At 38.1% G+C, this 19,984-nt stretch carries 17 protein-coding genes; 4 read left to right on the forward strand and 13 right to left on the reverse strand.

Features of this window, described 5'->3' with window-relative positions; genetic code table 11:
- Positions 1 to 80: 80 nt before the first annotated feature.
- The 4 genes from AAEU28_RS01220 to AAEU28_RS01235 form a co-directional block, all read right to left on the reverse strand.
- The gene (locus AAEU28_RS01220; protein WP_421962617.1) at positions 81 to 1,637 is read right to left on the reverse strand and encodes a SulP family inorganic anion transporter; all 1,557 of its coding nucleotides are present in this window, start codon (positions 1,635 to 1,637) and stop codon (positions 81 to 83) included.
- A 132-nt stretch (positions 1,638 to 1,769) separates the two neighbouring features.
- Positions 1,770 to 2,228, reverse strand: a complete 459-nt coding sequence (locus AAEU28_RS01225) for an Lrp/AsnC family transcriptional regulator (protein ID WP_058029847.1) — start codon at positions 2,226 to 2,228, stop codon at positions 1,770 to 1,772.
- 66 nt (positions 2,229 to 2,294) lie between these two features.
- A complete protein-coding gene (locus AAEU28_RS01230; protein ID WP_421962618.1) occupies positions 2,295 to 2,936 on the reverse strand; it encodes an MBL fold metallo-hydrolase in 642 nt (213 codons plus the stop codon).
- A gap of 3 nt (positions 2,937 to 2,939) precedes the next feature.
- Positions 2,940 to 4,742, reverse strand: a complete 1,803-nt coding sequence (locus tag AAEU28_RS01235; protein WP_421962619.1) for a M14 family metallopeptidase — start codon at positions 4,740 to 4,742, stop codon at positions 2,940 to 2,942.
- A gap of 147 nt (positions 4,743 to 4,889) precedes the next feature.
- Here AAEU28_RS01235 and AAEU28_RS01240 point away from each other — a divergent pair, with 147 nt between their 5' ends.
- A complete protein-coding gene (locus tag AAEU28_RS01240; protein WP_421962620.1) occupies positions 4,890 to 5,714 on the forward strand; it encodes an SDR family oxidoreductase in 825 nt (274 codons plus the stop codon).
- Between the two features lie 51 nt (positions 5,715 to 5,765).
- On the opposite strand, the gene rplT is transcribed toward AAEU28_RS01240, so the two are convergent.
- The 4 genes from rplT to thrS all read right to left on the reverse strand — a co-directional run bounded on the left by rplT (position 5,766) and on the right by thrS (position 9,054).
- Positions 5,766 to 6,125 carry a 50S ribosomal protein L20 gene (rplT, locus tag AAEU28_RS01245; protein WP_421962621.1) on the reverse strand — a complete coding sequence of 120 codons (360 nt, stop codon included), beginning with the start codon at positions 6,123 to 6,125 and terminating at the stop codon, positions 5,766 to 5,768.
- 15 nt (positions 6,126 to 6,140) lie between these two features.
- Positions 6,141 to 6,341, reverse strand: a complete 201-nt coding sequence (gene rpmI, locus AAEU28_RS01250; RefSeq protein WP_023398350.1) for a 50S ribosomal protein L35 — start codon at positions 6,339 to 6,341, stop codon at positions 6,141 to 6,143.
- 177 nt (positions 6,342 to 6,518) lie between these two features.
- Positions 6,519 to 7,085 (reverse strand): translation initiation factor IF-3, encoded by a 567-nt coding sequence (gene infC / locus AAEU28_RS01255; RefSeq protein ID WP_421962622.1) that lies wholly within the window; start codon positions 7,083 to 7,085, stop codon positions 6,519 to 6,521.
- A 58-nt stretch (positions 7,086 to 7,143) separates the two neighbouring features.
- Positions 7,144 to 9,054, reverse strand: coding sequence for a threonine--tRNA ligase (gene thrS / locus AAEU28_RS01260; protein ID WP_421962623.1), 1,911 nt, complete (start codon positions 9,052 to 9,054; stop codon positions 7,144 to 7,146).
- A 219-nt stretch (positions 9,055 to 9,273) separates the two neighbouring features.
- Here thrS and AAEU28_RS01265 point away from each other — a divergent pair, with 219 nt between their 5' ends.
- Positions 9,274 to 10,266 carry an endonuclease/exonuclease/phosphatase family protein gene (locus AAEU28_RS01265; protein ID WP_421962624.1) on the forward strand — a complete coding sequence of 331 codons (993 nt, stop codon included), beginning with the start codon at positions 9,274 to 9,276 and terminating at the stop codon, positions 10,264 to 10,266.
- 62 nt (positions 10,267 to 10,328) lie between these two features.
- On the forward strand, positions 10,329 to 10,778 hold the full coding sequence (locus AAEU28_RS01270) for a DUF3010 family protein (protein WP_138568449.1): 450 nt from the start codon (positions 10,329 to 10,331) through the stop codon (positions 10,776 to 10,778).
- A gap of 62 nt (positions 10,779 to 10,840) precedes the next feature.
- Here the strand turns inward: AAEU28_RS01270 and AAEU28_RS01275 are convergent, their stop codons facing one another.
- From AAEU28_RS01275 to glnS, 3 genes are all read right to left on the reverse strand, one after another.
- A complete protein-coding gene (locus tag AAEU28_RS01275; protein WP_421962625.1) occupies positions 10,841 to 11,137 on the reverse strand; it encodes a hypothetical protein in 297 nt (98 codons plus the stop codon).
- A 116-nt stretch (positions 11,138 to 11,253) separates the two neighbouring features.
- Entirely contained in the window at positions 11,254 to 13,080 is a 1,827-nt protein-coding gene (locus AAEU28_RS01280; RefSeq protein ID WP_421962626.1) for a protein kinase domain-containing protein, read from the reverse strand.
- A 55-nt stretch (positions 13,081 to 13,135) separates the two neighbouring features.
- Positions 13,136 to 14,800, reverse strand: a complete 1,665-nt coding sequence (glnS, locus tag AAEU28_RS01285; RefSeq protein ID WP_421962627.1) for a glutamine--tRNA ligase — start codon at positions 14,798 to 14,800, stop codon at positions 13,136 to 13,138.
- A gap of 223 nt (positions 14,801 to 15,023) precedes the next feature.
- Between glnS and AAEU28_RS01290 the strand changes: the two genes are divergently transcribed.
- On the forward strand, positions 15,024 to 16,091 hold the full coding sequence (locus tag AAEU28_RS01290; protein ID WP_421962628.1) for a DUF3083 family protein: 1,068 nt from the start codon (positions 15,024 to 15,026) through the stop codon (positions 16,089 to 16,091).
- Positions 16,092 to 16,137: 46 nt separating this feature from the next.
- On the opposite strand, the gene AAEU28_RS01295 is transcribed toward AAEU28_RS01290, so the two are convergent.
- The gene (locus tag AAEU28_RS01295) at positions 16,138 to 16,857 is read right to left on the reverse strand and encodes an ABC transporter substrate-binding protein (protein WP_421962629.1); all 720 of its coding nucleotides are present in this window, start codon (positions 16,855 to 16,857) and stop codon (positions 16,138 to 16,140) included.
- 12 nt (positions 16,858 to 16,869) lie between these two features.
- Positions 16,870 to 19,866 (reverse strand): methyl-accepting chemotaxis protein, encoded by a 2,997-nt coding sequence (locus AAEU28_RS01300; RefSeq protein WP_421962630.1) that lies wholly within the window; start codon positions 19,864 to 19,866, stop codon positions 16,870 to 16,872.
- Positions 19,867 to 19,984: the final 118 nt, after the last annotated feature.

Genomic DNA, 19,984 nt, shown 5'->3' on the forward strand with positions numbered 1-19,984 from the left:
CCAATCTCATAATTTCATCGGCTTACCGCAAAGAAAAGGGGCACAAAAAATGTGCCCCTTTATCCAATCAATTTAGATTTTTATGCAAGTTTATCTGAAGCAACCTTATAATTAGGGTCTTCGATAACGTTCACTTCTACTAAATCTTTTGCCTTATTAAGTAACTCAATGCAGTCCGGACTTAAGTGACGTAAATGGACTGTTTTACCTGATTTTTTATAGCGTTCCGCCAAGCTATCAATGGCTTCAATTGCACTGTGATCTGCAACTCGACTATATTTAAACTCAATAATGACATCATTTGGGTCGTTGTTGATATCGAACAATTCAGCAAAGTTTTTAACCGAACCAAAGAATAATGGACCATGAAGCTCGTAGACTTTGGAACCCTGTTCGTCGATATAATTGTTTGTGTAAATATGCTTCGCATGCTCCCAAGCAAATACCAGTGCAGACACAATCACACCAACACACACTGCAATTGCTAGATCGGTTACTACCGTGACACCTGATACTAGCACAATCACGAATGCATCCGTCTTAGGTATACGTTTCATTAATCTAAAGCTAGACCATTCGAATGTGCCTAAAACAACCATGAACATCACACCAACAAGTGCCGCTAGTGGGATCATTTCAATTAAACTTGCTGCAAACAAGATAAAGCCAAGTAGTAAAACGGCCGCTGTAATGCCTGATAAACGGCTACGACCACCAGAATTAATATTGATCATTGATTGACCAATCATAGCACAACCGCCCATTGCACCAAATACACCACAGGTAACGTTAGCAGCACCTTGGCCGATACATTCTTTATTTGAGTTACCGCGTGTTTCTGTGATTTCATCAATTAGTGTTAAAGTTAAAAGCGATTCAATCAGGCCAATCGCTGCTAAAACTAATGCATAAGGAAAGATAATTTTGAAAGTCTCAAAATTAAACGGTACAGCCGGGATATGGAACTCAGGGAATCCGCCTGCAATTGTTGCATTCAAATCGCCTGACATGTCTTTTAAGTAATCAAGTACAGTGCGAGATTCTAGATCTAAACCAATCACTAATCCTGTCACTACCAAAATAGCTGCAAGTGATGAAGGAATGGCTGTTGTAAGTTTAGGTAAGAAATGAATGATTGCCATCGTTAAAGCAACAAGACCACCCATCACATATAGCTCTGAGCCTTGCATCCATTGAAGTTGACCATTACCGTCCATTACTTTGAACTGCCCTAATTGAGCTAAGAAGATAACAATTGCCAACCCATTAACGAATCCCAACATCACTGGGTGTGGAACCATTCTAATAAATTTGCCGAGCTTAAATATGCCCGCCAATATTTGCAGCACACCCATTAATAAGACAGTAGCAAATAAGTATTCGACACCGTGCTCAATGACCAAGCTCACCATAACAACAGCTAACGCACCCGTTGCACCAGAGATCATGCCTGGACGACCACCAAAAATAGAGGTAATTAAGCCGACGATAAAGGCCGCATACAGGCCAACTAAGGGATCAACATGCGCAACAAATGCGAATGCAACAGCTTCAGGTACCAGTGCTAATGCAACGGTTAAGCCGGAAAGGATATCGTTTTTAGCAGAGCTTGGTGCTTTGCCTATCAGATTAAACATTCATTTCCTCGATGTGTTAGATGTGTATTTATAATAATTATGAACAGAAAAGCGCTGGATTATAGCGAAATCCAGCGCTTTTAACAAACTGACTACATCAGATAAGTATAGTCGAAATACGTGACAGAGGTTTTAAAGTGGTAAAGCAGTTGTTCTCTTTACACACGTCATAGTTACATTTGAATGTACTTCTTGAACATATTCTAAATTTAATAGATTATCACGAACAAATCGCTCATAGCCGTCGATGCCTTTTGAAATGATTCTGAGCATGAAATCCATAGTGCCCGCCATGGTGTAACATTCTGTCACTTCGTCATAGCTTAAAATTAGCTCTTCAAACTCCGCAAGGTTATTTCGCCCGTGGTTAGACAACCTAACGTTGGCATAAACCAACATATCAAAGCCCAGCTTTTTGTCATCTAACAAAGCGACTTTACCTTTGATATACCCATCTTGCTCTAGCTTTGCAATTCTTCGCCAACATGGTGATTGTGAAAGGCCAACTTTATCAGCAATTTCTGCCGTTGATAAACTTGCATCCTGTTGGATTAAAGCCAATATTTGTCTGTCAACTTGATTTAAAGACATATTTAATACGTTCTCTTAAAATTATGAGAATTCTATTCTCTTTATTAGATTAAATTTTAGTTCGTTTTAGCCGAATCGGCCACTCATAAAAGGATTATGTACCTTCTCATAACCAATTGAAGTATTTGGTCCATGCCCAGAAAAAACTTCAACGTTATCTGGTAGAGTAAAAAGCTGTGTTTTGATTGACGTTTTTAATTGCTCACTGTTTCCTTTTGGAAAGTCAGTTCTGCCAACTGAGCCTTTAAATAAAACATCACCTACAAATACAACTTGTTTACTGGCCTCATAAAAAACAATGTGTCCAGGCGTATGCCCTGGGCAATGACGTACCTCGAAGTTTAAATTGCCTAGAGTAAAAATTTCACCATGTTCTAACCAACGATCGGGGTAAAATACTTCATGAGGCGCAAAGCCAAACATTTGCGATTGCATCGGCAAAGCATCAAACCAAAAACGCTCTTCTTCGGTTGGACCAATAATTTGGATATCAAGTTTGTTTGCTATTTCTACACTTGCACCAACATGATCTAAATGACCATGCGTTAACAAAATACACTTAACTATGAGATTATTACTAGCTATATGCTCTAATAATAAATGTGCATCCCCACCGGGATCGAGTATTGCTGTATCACCGGTTTCTTCACAAGTAATGAAACGCGTATTTTGCATAAATGCAGTGACAGGCTTGGTAACGACTTTCACTGATTACTTCTCTACTTCTTGTTGCTCTGGTTTATATTGCATTAAAACTGGGTATTTTAAGTAGCCTTGATCATAATAAGGCGTTTTAGAATACAACCAATTTAAACGTGCTTTAGGGTCTGATTCAAAGTTTTTGTCTTCTCTTAACTTCTTATCAAACTCTAGCGCTAGTTTAGGATTATCTTTTAACATTGAACGGGCATAAGGTACTAATGCATAATTTTCAACATATTCCGTTCTTTGGAATATTGTATGAAAACTTCCCCAAGAGAAGAAAGAGTCTGGGGCTTCAGGATGAAGCAAATGGGTAACCAGCTTGCCTCTTGCTTGTTGCGTCGTTACTTTGTACCACCCAGCTAAATTTTTTTGTTCAATTTCGCTATAAACGAACTGTGCAGTTACTCTAAAACGGCCTTCAAAAGGCGTTTTATCAAAAGAATAATCATTAACTTCTGCAATTTTTAGGTTATAAACTAAATCAGTAGAAGTGACTCTTTCAACATTTATGCCGTGTATTGATAATTTCTCTGCAATGAAGCTATATGACTGAGGTATATAAAATGTATCAGGAACATCAACTTCAGTAACAACTTCTTTTTTCCAATAGATTGGTAGCTTTTCGTAGTGCTCTGGCTCTCCAAGATACTTAACTTCTTGTTGCCCAGAAAGCGCACTGTTAAATCTCTTGTATTTAATCCCTTTGAAGCTGATAAAGTCAGGCTCTGTTGCATATTTTCTATTAAGCACCAGACGTTCTGGCGTTTCTTGCTCTTTTTTAACTGCACTTTCGAGGGCTTGAGAATGCATAGATAAAGCATCAATTGCGCCATCTAAAAATACATAGGTACCAAGTACACGTTGCTTATAGGGTTTAAGTGAGTGATTTTCTACTAAAATCGTTGGTACATTAGCAAGGTCGCCCCAGCCATTTGAAAAACGCGGTCCCGCAATCCAACCAGCTAAACCACTCTTAAACTCTCTTTTATCCATTACAAATACAAGCGGCCCAGGAATATGGCCGTATTTTGCTAGTGTTTTATCGATATGAGGCTGGAACTTTTCAGCTAGTACCGTTGCAATTTGTGGTGACTCACTTGCGAATGAGGGTGTGTAACCGTAAGTGACATCGTATTGGTAATCTGCACCATCTGTAACATGAACATCTACGTACAAATCTGGTTCAAATTCATTAATTACCTTCAATACAGCCTTTACTTCTGGTGTATCTAATTTAGTGTAATCACGATTAAGATTTAGGTTGTTGCCATTCGTTCTAAAACCCATCTCAATTGGACCACGCTGGTTAATTCGATTAAACTCGCTTCTCCGCTCATGGCCATCAACATTTAAGATTGGTATAAACAGTATATTTACTTTCGTTAGCAGATCTCTTCTTTTGCCTGTAGCTATATCTCTTAGCAACATAAAGCCTGCATCTTTGCCGTCAATTTCACCAGAATGGATACCAGCTTGAATTAAGATTGTTGGCTTTCCATTGCTTTTGATCATGTTTGAAGAAAATTGACCATTTTCACTAGCAACAATCATTTTGATTTCACGCTGACCAAAACTTTCACCTATTGATAAGCTGCTAAACTGGGTTGGATTTGCCGCAATCAATCTATCAACGAATTTCATTGTGTCTTCATAAGTTGGCGATACTTCCCCACCACTTAGTTCAAAGTCTGTTGTTAAAGGACCAGAACTTTGAATTAGATGCAAACTTTTCCCTTGCCAAGGTATTAATGGTGGTAAATGACCATTCATACTCAACAAAGTGGATAACATTATGACGTTTGCAAACATGTAAAAGACTCATTAATAATTTATAAGTTAGATGAATTATATCAATCTTTTACAAACCAATTTAGAATGTGCGGTGATTCAACAAAAAAATGCAGCAAATGACATATTTGGCATTTTTTATCTACTTTAATACAGCGAAATAACAAAATGAAATCAATCTTGATCACGGGCTGCTCTACCGGCATCGGTTATCACTGTGCAAAAGAACTACATAAATCAGGTTATAAAGTCATAGCCAGTTGCCGTAAAAATGAAGATGTTGTGCGGCTCTCAGAAGAAGGTTTAACCTGTATTAAATTAGATCTCGCGGACCAAAAAAGTATAGAGCAAGGCTTTAAAACAGCACTTGATATGTGTGACGGGCAGTTAGATGTATTGTTTAACAATGGTGCTTATGGACAACCCGGCGCAGTAGAAGACTTGGCAACAGATACATTACGCGCACAGTTTGAAGTCAACTTTTTTGCTTGGCACCATCTCACAAATTTGGCAATTAAACATATGCGTTCAACAGGACATGGTCGAATTATTCACAATTCATCCGTGTTAGGTTTTGTAGCACTACCTTATCGAGGTGCCTACAATGCCAGTAAGTTCGCACTAGAAGGGTTAACAGATACATTAAGAATGGAATTAGCAGATACAAAAATCCATATAAGCTTAATTGAACCAGGACCGATCGCTTCTAAATTTAGAGATAATGCAAAAAAAGCGTTTATTAAAAATATCAGTATTGAACAAAGTGCACATAATGATAATTATCGCGCACAGTTAAACAGACTAGAAAGTCAAACTGCACCACAAAAATTTACCTTAGGCCCTGAAGCTGTTCTTGAAAAACTTTTGCATGCAATAAATGCAGAAAAACCAAAGCCGCGTTACTACGTAACATTCCCAACCTATTTTATGGGCGTGATGCGAAGAATATTAAGTACTAGATTGCTTGATAAAATTTTAATAAAGAATCGGTAAAACTAAAAAAGGAGCCAATGGCTCCTTTTAAATCGATAAGTTCAAGACTTATTAAGCAGCTAGACCTTCTTTTGCTTTAGCAACTAATGCTGCGAAAGCTACTTGGTCGTATACTGCGATATCAGCTAGGATCTTACGATCGATCTCAACAGATGACTTTTTAAGGCCATTGATGAAACGGCTGTAAGAAAGACCATTCTGACGTGAAGCTGCATTGATACGTGCAATCCATAGTTGACGGAAAGTACGTTTCTTAGCACGACGGTCACGGTAAGCGTATTGACCTGCTTTAGTTACAGCTTGGAACGCTACGCGGTAAACACGTGAACGTGCTCCGTAGTAACCTTTAGCTTGCTTTAATACTTTTTTGTGACGTGCACGTGCGACAACACCGCGTTTAACTCTTGCCATTTCTGATATCCTCTATTAAGCGAATGGTAACATACGATCGATTAGGCCTAGGTCATTCTTATGAACCATAGACTTTGCACGAAGGTGTAGTTTACGCTTTGAAGACTTCTTAGTCAGAATGTGACGAAGATGCGATTGTTTACGCTTGTAACCGCCTGAAGCAGTTTTTTTGAAACGCTTAGCTGCGCCTCTGTGTGTTTTTAGCTTGTAAGCCATTGCAATAACTCCAAATGTATTGCGCTAATCAATGTAACAAGGCGGGATAAACCACTTGTAGAGCCTTATTACAACCTAAGTTCTGGTGAGAAATTAATCTACTTTTTACAGACCAGTTGAACTAGGTAGCCGAAGCATTTGTGACCTAGTTCAAAATCGGAGCGTATTATGCCGTGTTTATGCTTTTTTAGCAACAGGTGCCAACATCATAATCATTTGACGACCTTCAACGCGATTTGGGAAAGATTCTACTGTTGCGATATCTTCCAAATCAGCTTTAACACGGTTTAATAAATCTAGACCAATTTCTTGGTGAGCCATTTCACGGCCGCGGAAGCGGATAGTAACTTTAGCCTTGTCTCCGCCCTCTAAGAATTTTCTTAGGCTACGAAGTTTAACGTTGTAGTCACCCGAGTCAGTACCTGGACGGAACTTGATCTCTTTGATTTGGATCTGCTTCTGCTTTTTCTTTTGTTCTTTTTGTACTTTTGCTTTTTCGAAAAGGAACTTACCGTAATCCATCACCTTACAAACTGGCGGTTCAGCATTTGGACTAATTTCTACTAAATCTACACCTAGTTCATCAGCAATAGCTTGAGCTTCTCTTAACGAAACAATACTTGGTTCCTGGCCTTCAACGCCTGTTAAGCGAACTTCTCTCGCTGTGATTTCTTCGTTAATACGATGTTGTTTTTGAGCTGTTGGTTGCCCTTTTTTGCCGCCTCTAATGGTACGATCCTCCAAAAAATCAAAAGATAAAGCGTGTAGCTTGATATATAGTTGTTAGCCACACGCCATAATTTTATTTACGGTCTTTAATCTCTTCGCTTACCTTTGCGATAAAGTCATCAACCGAGAACTTGCCAAGATCTTCACCTTTGCGTGTTCTAACCGCAACTTCTTGCTGTTCAACTTCTTTGTCACCAACAACAAGTAAATACGGAATACGTTTTAAAGTATGCTCGCGAATTTTAAAGCCTATCTTCTCATTTCTCAAGTCAGCACAGGCTCTAATTCCAAGTTTATTTAATTTTTGCACAATTTCTTGTACATAATCAGCTTGTTTATCGGTGATATTCATGATCACCACTTGCTTTGGTGCTAACCAAGTTGGGAAAAGACCCGCATATTCTTCAGTTAAAATGCCGATGAATCGTTCGATAGAACCTAAAATTGCACGGTGAATCATAACAGGCGTCTTACGCTCGTTGTTTTCAGCAACATAAGTTGCACCTAAACGACCCGGTAAAGCAAAATCTAATTGCACTGTACCACATTGCCATGCACGGTCTAAGCAGTCATATAATGTGAATTCAATTTTAGGACCGTAAAACGCCCCCTCGCCTGGTAGGTATTCGAATTCAATACCGTTCGCTTTTAATGCATCAGCTAGAGCCTTTTCTGATTTATCCCACATTTCGTCGTCACCGATACGCTTTTCTGGACGCGTTGATAACTTAACAACTATGTTTTCAAAACCGAAAGTTGAATACGTGTCATATACCATTTTGATACATGCAGACACTTCATCCATCACCTGCTCTTCGGTACAGAATACGTGCGCATCATCTTGAGTGAAACCTCGTACACGCATCAAGCCGTGTAATGCACCTGATGGCTCATTACGGTGACAACAACCAAACTCAGCCATACGCAATGGCAGATCACGGTAAGATTTTAGACCTTGGTTGAAAATTTGTACGTGGCCTGGGCAGTTCATAGGCTTGATAGCGTATTCACGTTTTTCTGATTCAGTTGTGAACATCGCATCTGAATACTTATCCCAATGACCAGACTTTTCCCAAAGACCACGGTCCATCATTAATGGGCCTTTTACTTCTTCGTAGCTGTACTCACGTAACTTTTCACGAACAAAGTCTTCAAGCTCACGGTAAATGCTCCAGCCATCATTATGCCAGAATACCATGCCTGGCGCTTCTTCTTGCCAGTGCCATAAGTCTAACGCTTTACCAATTTTACGGTGGTCACGCTTTTCAGCTTCTTCAAGACGCTTCAAATAAGCTTTAAGCTGTTTCTTATCAGCCCAAGCTGTACCATAAATACGCTGTAGCATCTTGTTATCAGAGTTACCACGCCAATACGCGCCAGCTACTTTCATGATCTTGAAATGTTGGCAGAACTTCATGTTTGGCACATGAGGGCCACGACACATATCTACGTATTCTTCGTGATGATATAGACCTGGTTTGTCATCTTTCGAGATATTTTCGTCTAGGATTTCAATTTTATAAGTCTCACCGCGCGCTTCAAAAGTGTCTCTTGCTTCTTGCCAAGTGACTGTTTTCTTAACAACATCATAATTTGTTTTAGCAAGCTCAAGCATGCGCTTTTCAATTGCATCTAAATCTTCTTGTGTTAAAGAACGATCTAAATCAATATCGTAGTAAAAGCCATTGTCGATAGTCGGACCAATCGCCATTTTTACATCAGGGAAAAGCTGTTTAATCGCATGACCGATTAAATGAGCGCATGAATGACGGATAATTTCTAAGCCGTCTTCATCTTTTGCTGTGATGATTTGTAGATTTGCATCTTCAGTGATTAAATCACAAGCATCAACTCTTTCACCATTCACTCGACCAGCGATGGTTGCCTTAGCAAGACCAGGACCGATATCTTGAGCTACTTCTAATGTTGTTACTGGATTTTCGAAAGCACGCTGACTGCCGTCAGGAAGCGTAATTACAGGCATGATATTTCCTATTTACAGTGGTGACACCTACCAAGTATCACGTGTATTAAAGTTTAAAAATGAGTACCTTTTACAACGCTTTTACGAATAAGCATTGATAAACTTATTTACTAAGTTAACTAAGGATTTTAAGTGAAGCTTATTTTGGCCTTCACAGTGACTAAATTCAAGGGAAAGACTAAAATTAACTCTGTAAATCGATGAATAAATGAAATTTAAATGCCTGAACAAAAATCTATAAAAATTGCTACGTTAAATCTGCTTAATTTTGCAGCGCCGCCTTATCGCTTTTATTCTGAGTTTGAAGGCTACACACACAGCCAGTGGCAATCTAAAACTTTATTTATTTCTGAATTGTTGGCTCATATGTCACCAACTGTGATTGCCTTTCAAGAAGTGTTTTCTGTTAAAGAACTAGAAGAGATTTGCAAAGAACAAGGTCTCCCCTATTTCTCGGCAGTATCAGCGGTCAAACATGAAGCGTTAAAACCCGATGTGCTGTATTCCCCAGTTGTTGCGATCGCTTCTAAATATCCAATTGAATCTTTAAATTGCCTGCTGCCAAATAAAGACTTGCTTGATTATTTTGGTCATCAAACGCCTTTTGGTTTTAATCGTACACCTATCAAATGCAAGATAAACTTGCCCGAAGTGGGCTTTGTCAGTTTTTATGTGGTCCATTTAAAGTCACAGCGACTTATCACTGATGGCAACCTATTCGATCAAATCAATGCAGAACCTAAACTCCGGCATTACTACGAACAATCTTTTGCATTACTAAGAAATAGCCAAGATCGCTCCTTAGAATCCTCCATAATCATGCATGATGTGATGACCAACAATCAAAATATGCCTGTTGTCGTGTTAGGTGATTTTAATCATAATCTTGAGCACGCTAGTTTGTTGCCCTTTAATATTGCCAACGATCACTCATTCAAAGACGTACCATCAGAAAGTGGCTTAATTGATAGCTACACACTTTCACAACAGGTAATGGCGGGTAAACAAAAACCTGCAACACACTTTTATCGTGGTAAAGGTAATGTACTAGATTATATTTTACTGTCTCAACACTTCGATCCTGTTCATGATAACTGTGTAATTAACGAATTAAACTATACTACTTTTGATGGACACTTAACCACACAAAGAGACGGAGAAGACATTCGTTATTCAGATCATGCGGCCATCATGATTGATTTATCAGTTTAAGCTTTAGGTTTATTCTTCTCACCGTTATAATTAATAACTAGTTTCAATATATTGGAAAGATTATGAGAACATGTGGTGTTGAAATCACAGGCAGTGAAGTACTTTTATGCTTGCTGACAAAAGAAGAAGACGTTTTCGATATTCGTGATGTACGTCAAACACGTTTTACCCTTGGACAAGTTGGCCAAGACACTGAAGATATGCGCAAATTCCAATTTGATTTTGCAAAACTATTAGAAGATTACCAAATTGACTCTGTTGCTATAAAGCAACGTGCTCCAAAGGGTAAGTTTGCAGGTAGTGCGACAGGCTTTAAAATCGAAGCCGCCATTCAATTAATAAAGGATGTGGATGTTAAAATTTTATCTGCAACTGAAATCAAAGAACAATTGAAGCGTAACCCTTTACCAATCGACTTTGAAGAAACTGGGCTTAAGAAATATCAAGAAACGGCATTTGTTAATGCATACGTTTATATCATGATGAAAACATACCGCCCAGAAGAGCTATAAAGAGTAAACTCACTAAATATCCGGCGATATCAGGCCGGATATTTATCTCACTGAATATCGGTTTATTTATGTGTTTCATATAAAGAATCTGACACTTTTCTTAAATCTACATTATCAATATAGTCATCACTCAACGTCAGAATTGCATTTAAGTTACTTACTAACTTTTCTTTTTGCAACTCACCCGGCTTTAATGCGGTTTGCAATAAATGCAATGCCATATCGGCCATAAGCAAACGTTGTTTTTCTTGCCAATTTTCATCAGCACGACTTGCAGGATGCACCCTGATAGCTTCTTCAACTTGGTCATGAATCGACCAGCTTAAAGTTAAAATATCTTGTCTCTGCTGCTTTTCCATAGCACACCTCTAGGATTGAAATTAGCCCGTGAATATTTCATTTATTTATACAAAGCTCAACAAGTCTTTAGCTTTGATCAAGTAAATGAAATCTTCAATACGCCTTTGGTCATATCTTATAGTGAATTATTTAGTGCTTTGGGGTTTCTTGGATAGTAGTTTGTAGGCTGGCTCTGGCATAAATCAAATTCACGGGTGTTTTTGTAAGGTAGTTTCATAAAACCTGCAACACCAAAGTTATCTATACACAATGCGTACTGCATGATTTCTTCTAAGAGTGCTTTAAATTGTACTTCTTTAGACGCATCCAATAAGCGGTAATAATGGTGGATTTTTAAACGGTTTTCTACCGATTCAAAAATAATACACCCTGTGTGGTGAATTTTGTTCAGCTCAAAAACACATTGAATAATACTTTTTGGCAACTGCAATTGCTCGTCGGGATCTTTACCATCTTCGAAATAACTATGTGGACGGGTAATTTCTTGGCTACTGGTATCAACAACCGAGTAATGTAACTGAGGTAATACATCGAAAATAAACGCCCCCGTGCTGTCTCTTTCTAACTGAATTGTTTGCCTTGCATCGAATAAGCAACATTTGAACAGGCCTTTTTGAGTAATGCCTTGCGCAAGCATGACCGTTGCATTCACAGAATCGGTAAATGCTTGATGTAAAGTTTGATCGTGCAAAATTAGACTTGATTCAATATGCAGATTTTCTTCTCGCCAATGAAAACTTAAGCCACCAACAACGGGAAATTTTGCAAGACGACTTATCGACGCTAAGAAAGCTTTTTCGGTGTCACCGGTATCAAATAAAAACTCTTTATAGTATCTATCTAATTGTGCATCGTTAACATCAAGCAGTTGTTGATTATGATCTGCTCTTCGTAAGAACTCCTTACGAGAACTGTAAACAACAGTGTCGGGTTCAAATTCAAATTCATTAACCCAAAATGGAATGTTCGCTTTAACTGTTTTGTTATCTAGTTCAGGCAAGTAAACTTTAGCCATACTAGGCATATTACGGATAAAGTAATCTCCGGCTGCATCTCGTAATTTTTTATCCTTTGACAGCATATTGTCTATGACTGTCGCAAACTCTTGAGGTAACCCAAGGCTTGCAGCGGGGATAACCCCCACACCAAAACGGCATGATTGTGCACTAGCCAATGCATAGAGTGTTGAAGCAACACCTTGTTCATCAAATCGGGGAGATGACTGCATACCTGACATTTGTTCATCACCAATAAAATACACATCGCCCATGCGGGCATTGGTACTCGATAAATCTGCAGACATTAAGTCCATGATGTTACTGGCAACGACTTCTCCGTATTCATCAATTTGCGCATAGACAGAACTCCCCCAATCAACCAGAGAGAACTCATCTGTATCAACATCCCAAACAATATTAGAGGGTTTGATATCACCGTGGACAATAGGTTGTGGGCTTAAACCATTTTTATGTCTGCGCAAGTCAAGTAATACATTTCTGAGCTTCAACGCTAAGCTCATTATGTCTTGAACTGAGAAACGGCCACGTTTGAGTGAAATTTTTTCTAAATCTTCTCCTTTTGCTCGGGCCATCATCAAAATGCCTTGTTTTTTTACCCGTTCAAAAGCAAAAAATTTAGGCACCATAGGGTTATTTATTTGCGACAACATATAAGCTTCGTCTTCAAGCCTGTCTCTGACACTTTGAGCAAGGGTAATTCGAGAGAACTTAAACACCCACTCTTGCCCTTCTTCACCAATGCCTGCGAAAACAAACCCAAACGCACCAGAACCAATTTCTTCAACATCGCTATAACCCAATAACTGCAATTGCTTCTTACATATATTTAGCCACTGCCTATGCTTTTTTGCGTCATGGTGAGAGAGCAGATAAATAGATTGCTGTTCGTTGATATAGAAATTATTGATTGATTTGGCAGTCATAATTATTGTTGTTTTGAACAAAAAAGGCCGATAAATCGGCCTTTTAAATTAAAGATTAAGCTTGTTCTATTTTAGCCCAAGAATCTCTTAAACCAACCGTTTGGTTGAATACAAGACCTTCTTCTTTATTGTCGCGGCAATAATACCCTAAACGCTCAAATTGGAAGCCTTGTTCAACGGCTGCTTGAGCTAAAGAAGGCTCAAGTTTAGCTGACTTAATCACAGTGAGTGAGTCAGGGTTAAGCGTTTCAACAAACGACTCAGCTGCAGCAGGGTTTGGTACATTGAACAACCTGTCATACTGACGTACTTCAGCTTCTACACAGTGTGTTGCCGATACCCAATGAATAACACCTTTTACTTTACGGCCATCAGCAGGGTTTTTGCCTAGTGTATCAGCATCATAGCTACAGAAGATAGTTGTGATATTACCCTCAGCATCTTCTTCAATACGTTCAGCTTTAATAACATAAGCATTACGCAAACGTACTTCTTTGCCAAGTACTAGACGCTTGAACTTCTTATTCGCTTCAACGCGGAAATCTTCACGCTCAATAAATAACTCTTTCGTAAATGGTAATTCACGCGTGCCCATCGATTCTTCAGAAGGATGGTTAGGCGCAACTAATTGCTCAACTTTACCTTCTTCGAAGTTTTCTATCACAATACGTACAGGGTCGATAACAGCCATCGCACGCGGTGCATTATTGTTTAGATCATCACGAATACATGCTTCTAACATGCCCATTTCAACCATGTTATCTTGCTTTGTGATACCAATACGCTTACAGAACTCACGAATTGAAGCAGGTGTGTAACCACGACGACGAAGGCCTGCGATAGTAGGCATGCGTGGGTCATCCCAACCATCAACATGATTTTCAACCACTAAATCATTTAGCTTACGCTTTGACATAACAGTGTATTCAAGGTTTAAGCGAGAAAATTCGATCTGTTGTGGGTGACACTCTAAAGAGATGTTATCTAAAACCCAGTCATAAAGACGACGGTTATCTTGGAACTCTAATGTACATAGTGAGTGTGTAATGCCTTCTAACGCATCAGAAATGCAATGGGTGAAGTCATACATAGGGTAAATGCACCACTTATCACCTGTTTGGTGGTGATGTGCAAAGCGGATACGGTAGATGATAGGATCGCGAAGCACCATGAATGAGCTAGCCATATCAATCTTCGCTCTAAGAACACATTCGCCTTCTTTGAACTCACCTTTACGCATTTTTTCGAATAAAGCTAAATTTTCATCAACTGGTGTGTCTCTGTATGGACTATTTTTACCTGGCTCTGTTAATGTGCCGCGGTATTCACGCGCTTCATCAGGCGATAAGAAACATACGTATGCCAAACCTTTTTCGATAAGTTCAACTGCGTAGCCATGAAGCTTATCGAAGTAGTTAGATGAATAGCAAATTTCACCATCCCAGTTAAAACCTAACCAAGATACATCTTCTTGAATCGACTTAACGTAGTTGATGTCTTCTTTTTCTGGGTTTGTGTCATCAAAACGTAAGTTACATAAACCTTGGTAATCTTGAGCAATGCCGAAGTTTAAACAAATTGATTTCGCATGGCCAATGTGTAGAAAACCATTTGGCTCAGGTGGAAAACGTGTATGCGTAGATTGATGCTTGCCACTTGCTAAATCAGCATCAATGATATTTCGAATAAAGTTAGTTGGGCGATTTTCTGTTTCCGCCATAGATATGCATTCCTCTGAATCAAGCATTCTTATACATGCCGCATTATTACAAAAACAATTAAGAACTAACAGATGCTAGAGCTTATTATTTGTATAAACTCGGCTAGATTTATCTTTCCGTTCAAAATTGTGACAATTGTCGCAAATATTGTCCTAACGCAATAAATCTTTCATGAAAACTCGTTAATGTTCGCCACAGATTGATTACCAAGGATTTAAGACAATGGCATCTAGCAGTTCTAACCGAGTTTATATTCCAACAAACGCAAGAAATAACCAGTACATTTTAGCTGAGTTCAAACCAAGCGATGAGTTTGTATCAAGCTTTGACAACATCGATAGTTGTTATGAGCGCATTGCACGAAAGTTATTTTTAGCCTGTGAAGAAAATGGCTTGTACAACGTTCATATGATTGCCAACGATAAGTTGCCTATTACACGTTTTCATGAAGAGTCATATTGCCTACAAACAGAGAAGCAAATGTTGTTTTTCTACAACCCTAAATACCATGAAGCACATAAGTCATATTGGCAACAAGGTGTAAGAGCTAAGAAAGTTCGCCTATTATTTTTAGCAACTGGTGATGAGCTTAGAGCAAATGCTGCAAATTTTCATAATAAAGTGCAAAAGACACTACATGATTTAAAAGTAAACTTGGGCGTTGAAGATACTTTTAAAATCAGAGACCACCAGCATTTAACTTACGATTTATTTGCTCGCGTTAAAGGGCATAAAGAAACATATGGCTATAAACTAAGGAGTTTATATCCACGTTATGAAGCTAGAAAATGTGAAATTCCAGCCGAACACACTGAAATGACCTATGTCACTTTTAACATTCCAGTGACGCGTGCTTTAAAAACACAATTTCAACATTTACTCGAAGACGAACATTACACACAATTTTATTCATTTATTGAAGATAAGTTTTTCAGTGCTTGTGGCTATAAGCAGATCAGCCAAGCCGCTTTCATTGCTGATGGACGGTTACCACTGGTTAGAAATAGTAAAATTGATAAGTCTGCACAAAATAGTGAACTGCAAAAGTTAAGCTTTGATATTTGCTCTGAAGAAACACAATACAAAGCCCATTGGGATAAAAACCAGTTGGTAGATACGTTACATTTTGTTGTAGTTGCCAAAGCCAGTGATAATAAAGATGTCGGATATGGTAAGTTTATGAATAATGTCGAGTCTATGATCAGAGGTCTATCGCAGACATTAGAATTGTCAGCGCAAAGACAAGCACTCAATGTGCGCTTTTTTCAACATATAAGCTATAGCGCTTAATCTATAGTTTAGTGTAGGTGTTGTTTGGTTAAACTAAACAACACCTTTATTTTTGGCTGACCGTGTATTTACTTACTATTTTATTAATTTTCCCAGATTGTTGAAGTTCTGTAATGGCATTGTTCAATAAGGGTAATAAATGTATTTTTGATCTGTTCAACCTTATTTTAAGCTCTCCTTTAGTATGAAGCTGATCCAGTCGAATTGAAACATTCAACTTGTTTGCCCAATATTTCGCAGGTAAATCACCAATTAAAATACGCTCCACCCTATTCTTATGTAATGCTAGAACAAGCTCTTTCTCAGAAGCGAAGTCGATACGTGTAAAGGTATTATCATCGAAATAATAATATCCTAGAATAGTGCCCACTTCTTCTTTATAGACCATTGGTCCAAGTTGAGTACTATCAAGGCTCGCGTAATACTCTTCAATACCAAACAACTTGTGTGAAAAAACAAACTGTTCACCCGCATCACCGCCTGGAAACCACACAGGTGAAACTACATCAAAATCAAGTAGGCCATTTTCCATTGCATAAATGGTCCGCTTTGGAGGAAACCGTAACTCAATACCATGGATGTTTGCTTTATCTAAAATAAGTGGAATTAATTCGCCTAAAATTCCTGGTTTGTCTTCATCTGGTATGTAGTACGGATACCAAGACTCAGAAGCTGCTAAGTTATATCTTAATGACTCTTTTGTAAAAGCCTGTACAGAGCTAAGTAAGCAAATAAATAGTACATTAAGTAATAACGTAACTTTCAAGCATTCACCTTCTTATTGTTCTTTTTTTAATTTGAAAAAACTTAATCGGTTGCTGACTTCTTTTGTTGATCCTTCAAGCTTCGACATATCTTGAGACATTTGTTCAAGCATAGAGGTATTTTGTTGCGTAGACCTATCAAGGTTACTAACCGCTGAATTAACCTCACTGATACTGGTACTTTGCTGTCTAGTGGCGTCATTTAAATTATGCATCATGGTATTTACTTCCGAGATATTATCTAGAATATTTTCTAGACGTTGATGTGAGTCTTGTGAGCTATTAAAACTTACTTCAACTTTATCGATATTTTCAGAAACTAACTCTTTGATTTTTTTAGCAGCGTCAGCCGAACGCTGAGCAAGTTCTCGCACTTCGCTTGCCACCACAGAAAAACCTTTCCCCTGCTCTCCTGCTCTTGCAGCCTCAACGGAAGCATTCAGGGCAAGCAGATTTGTTTGAAACGCAATTTCATCAATCATAACCGTAATTTGTGCAATCTCTCGGCTAGAATCTCGCATACTTTGTGTTACATCCACAGATCCTTTCATAACTTCCATGGCATCTTCAGCAATTTGCTTCGAATCTTGCATTTGTTTTGTAACAACCAGGCTTTGATCTGCTGTTTCATTTACACTTGATGCCATTTGTTCCATAGAGGCAGCTATTTGCTCAAGGGCGACTGCTTGTTCAGTGCTTCGTTTCGAAATATCCACTGCAAATTGTTTTTGATCGGTACATAATGCAAGAGTATGATTTGCTGATTTATTTACATCAGTAAAAACACTTTTAAGCTCATTGGATGATGCATTAATGGCAGAGCATATTTTATTCAAGTCTCCAGGAAAGTTATTATTTATTTGATGGTATAAAGCGCCTTGCTGTTGTAACTCTGACGATGTTTGAATTTCTTCCATCGCACTATTTAATAAGTGGAGCATTTCATTCATATCGGCTTTTAAAGTGGCGTATTGTCCATGCATATCACCTTGAATTTGTCTGTCAAACTGACCTGATTTAATACATTCGACAACACCTGCCAATTCATTTAATACCTCCTCAATCCTCTCACTTGAAAGATTCATCGCTCGTTGCAGTTTTTCTAAATGACCTGAATATTCTCCAACTACACGAGAGTTTAAAACACCTTCACTTTGATGCACTGAAACTTGAACTATATTAAGAATGGCATTTTCTAGATTCTCCAGCGAAGAGTTCACATTTTTCTTAAGCGAAGCCAATCGACCTGAATACTCATTAGTTATTCGAGACGTATACTCGCCCACTTGTAAATGCCCAAATAGTCCTTCAATGTCCGAGACAAACATTTCTATGTTTTCTGATGATTCGTTAAATGTATTTTTAAGTTGTAACAAGCGACCACTGTAATTACCTTTTAGACGCTTATTAAATTCACCATTTTTTTGAGACACTAGTGAGTCTGAAATCTCATTCATTGCATTTTCGATCGATGACATGCTTTCATTAAATGCTAATTTTAGTTCATTCAATGCGCCTTTTTGTTCAGATAAGATGCGACCTGAAAAGTTACCGTTTTGTAGCTGCTCCATACTTTTAGCAATTTCTTTAATGGCACTATCTATGGTTTCAATTGAATTATCGACCTTAACTCTAAGCGGGCCTTTAACACTTGGAGACATTCTTACAGTAAAATCACCTTCAGCAAGCCCATTCATGACTTCATCTAGCGCATTCATAGTAAACTCAAGCGTGTTACTACTATTATTAACTCCTTCTTTAAGAACAGACATATCGCCTTTACAGGGGTAAGTTACTCTGTGACTGAAATCACCATTTGAAACTCGGCTCATTACTAACTGAATTTCATTATTAACCGCATTTAACTCTTGTAAAAAGCTATTAAATGAACGTGTTGCTTGACCAACCTCATCGTTAAGATCTGAGCTAATCGATTTGGAAAAATCAAAATCTTGGTTGACTTGATTTATAAATCCACTGAGATGATGCAAACCTTCATTTAGACATTTGGCGACTCGTGATGCGAAAGTCACAATTAAGTAAGTAATAATCAAACAGCTAACTAAAGAAATAATTAGAAATGACATGGCTTTTGTTTTGGTAGATTGCGCATATTGACTGATTAATTGCGATTTCTTATCAGCAATGCCTTTAATCGACTTTATTCGGCTTGTTGCATCTACAAACCAGTTAGAGTTATCTCGCCCTGAAATAACTAAATTACCGCTACTGAGCTGTTCTGAGATAAATGTACGGTATGGCAGTATTTGTTCATCAAGGTTGTTTAGCTCAGAAAATTCTGACTTAAATAATTTAGGATCAAGTAATTGCTTAATGAAATCTACTTGTTGTAGTTGATCACTTTGAAATAAAGATAAACTAGCAAGTTGAGGCAGCGAAATATTGCCGCGATTAAAAACGCCATTTAAAAGGCCTCGCTCTTGACCTGCTCGTTCTTTCATCCAAAGAATTGCAATTAAGCTCTTCATGCTTTTGGTTGCGTGAGGGTCATCTGTATAATTAGCAAAAGTACTTGCTGCATCAAGCGCATACTTATTAGCTTTAGAATAAAATGCAAATGCGCCTGATTGTTTGTCTAGTTGGTCGACCTTAGCTCGAACTTTATCTAATGCATCAAAGTGCTTAAGTAAGTCGTTAATAATCAGTTGAGTAGATTTAGGGAAGTCATCAAGCTTCTCTGATGCAAGCTTAAAAAGTTGCATTCTGGCTGAATCAGCTTTCTTTCTCTGTGCAAGTACCTTTTCTTTTCCTTTGCCACCACTAGCAAGAAAGCCTGCTGTAAGGCCGCGTTCAACAGCGAAGTTGTGTGCGGTTTGGTCAAGAACACTGACCGCATTTACATAAACTTCTAATCGAGACGCACTTGTATAATTTAAGTATTGAGAAAAAACTAAATAAATAAAACTGACTAAAACGAAAAATGTTGGGATAACACTGAGCAATGTAATTTTTGTTTTAATTTTTAAGTTATTAATTAAGCCATCAAACATGACTGTCAATCCATAGCGCAAAAGTATGTACTTAAAAGATAGTAAACAGCTGAGAAAATAAAAAAATATTTGAAGAAAAAAAGGCCTTGCATGGTGCAAAGCCTTGGAAGAATAAATC

Source organism: Pseudoalteromonas sp. SS15, assembly GCF_049257195.1.
GTDB lineage: Bacteria > Pseudomonadota > Gammaproteobacteria > Enterobacterales > Alteromonadaceae > Pseudoalteromonas.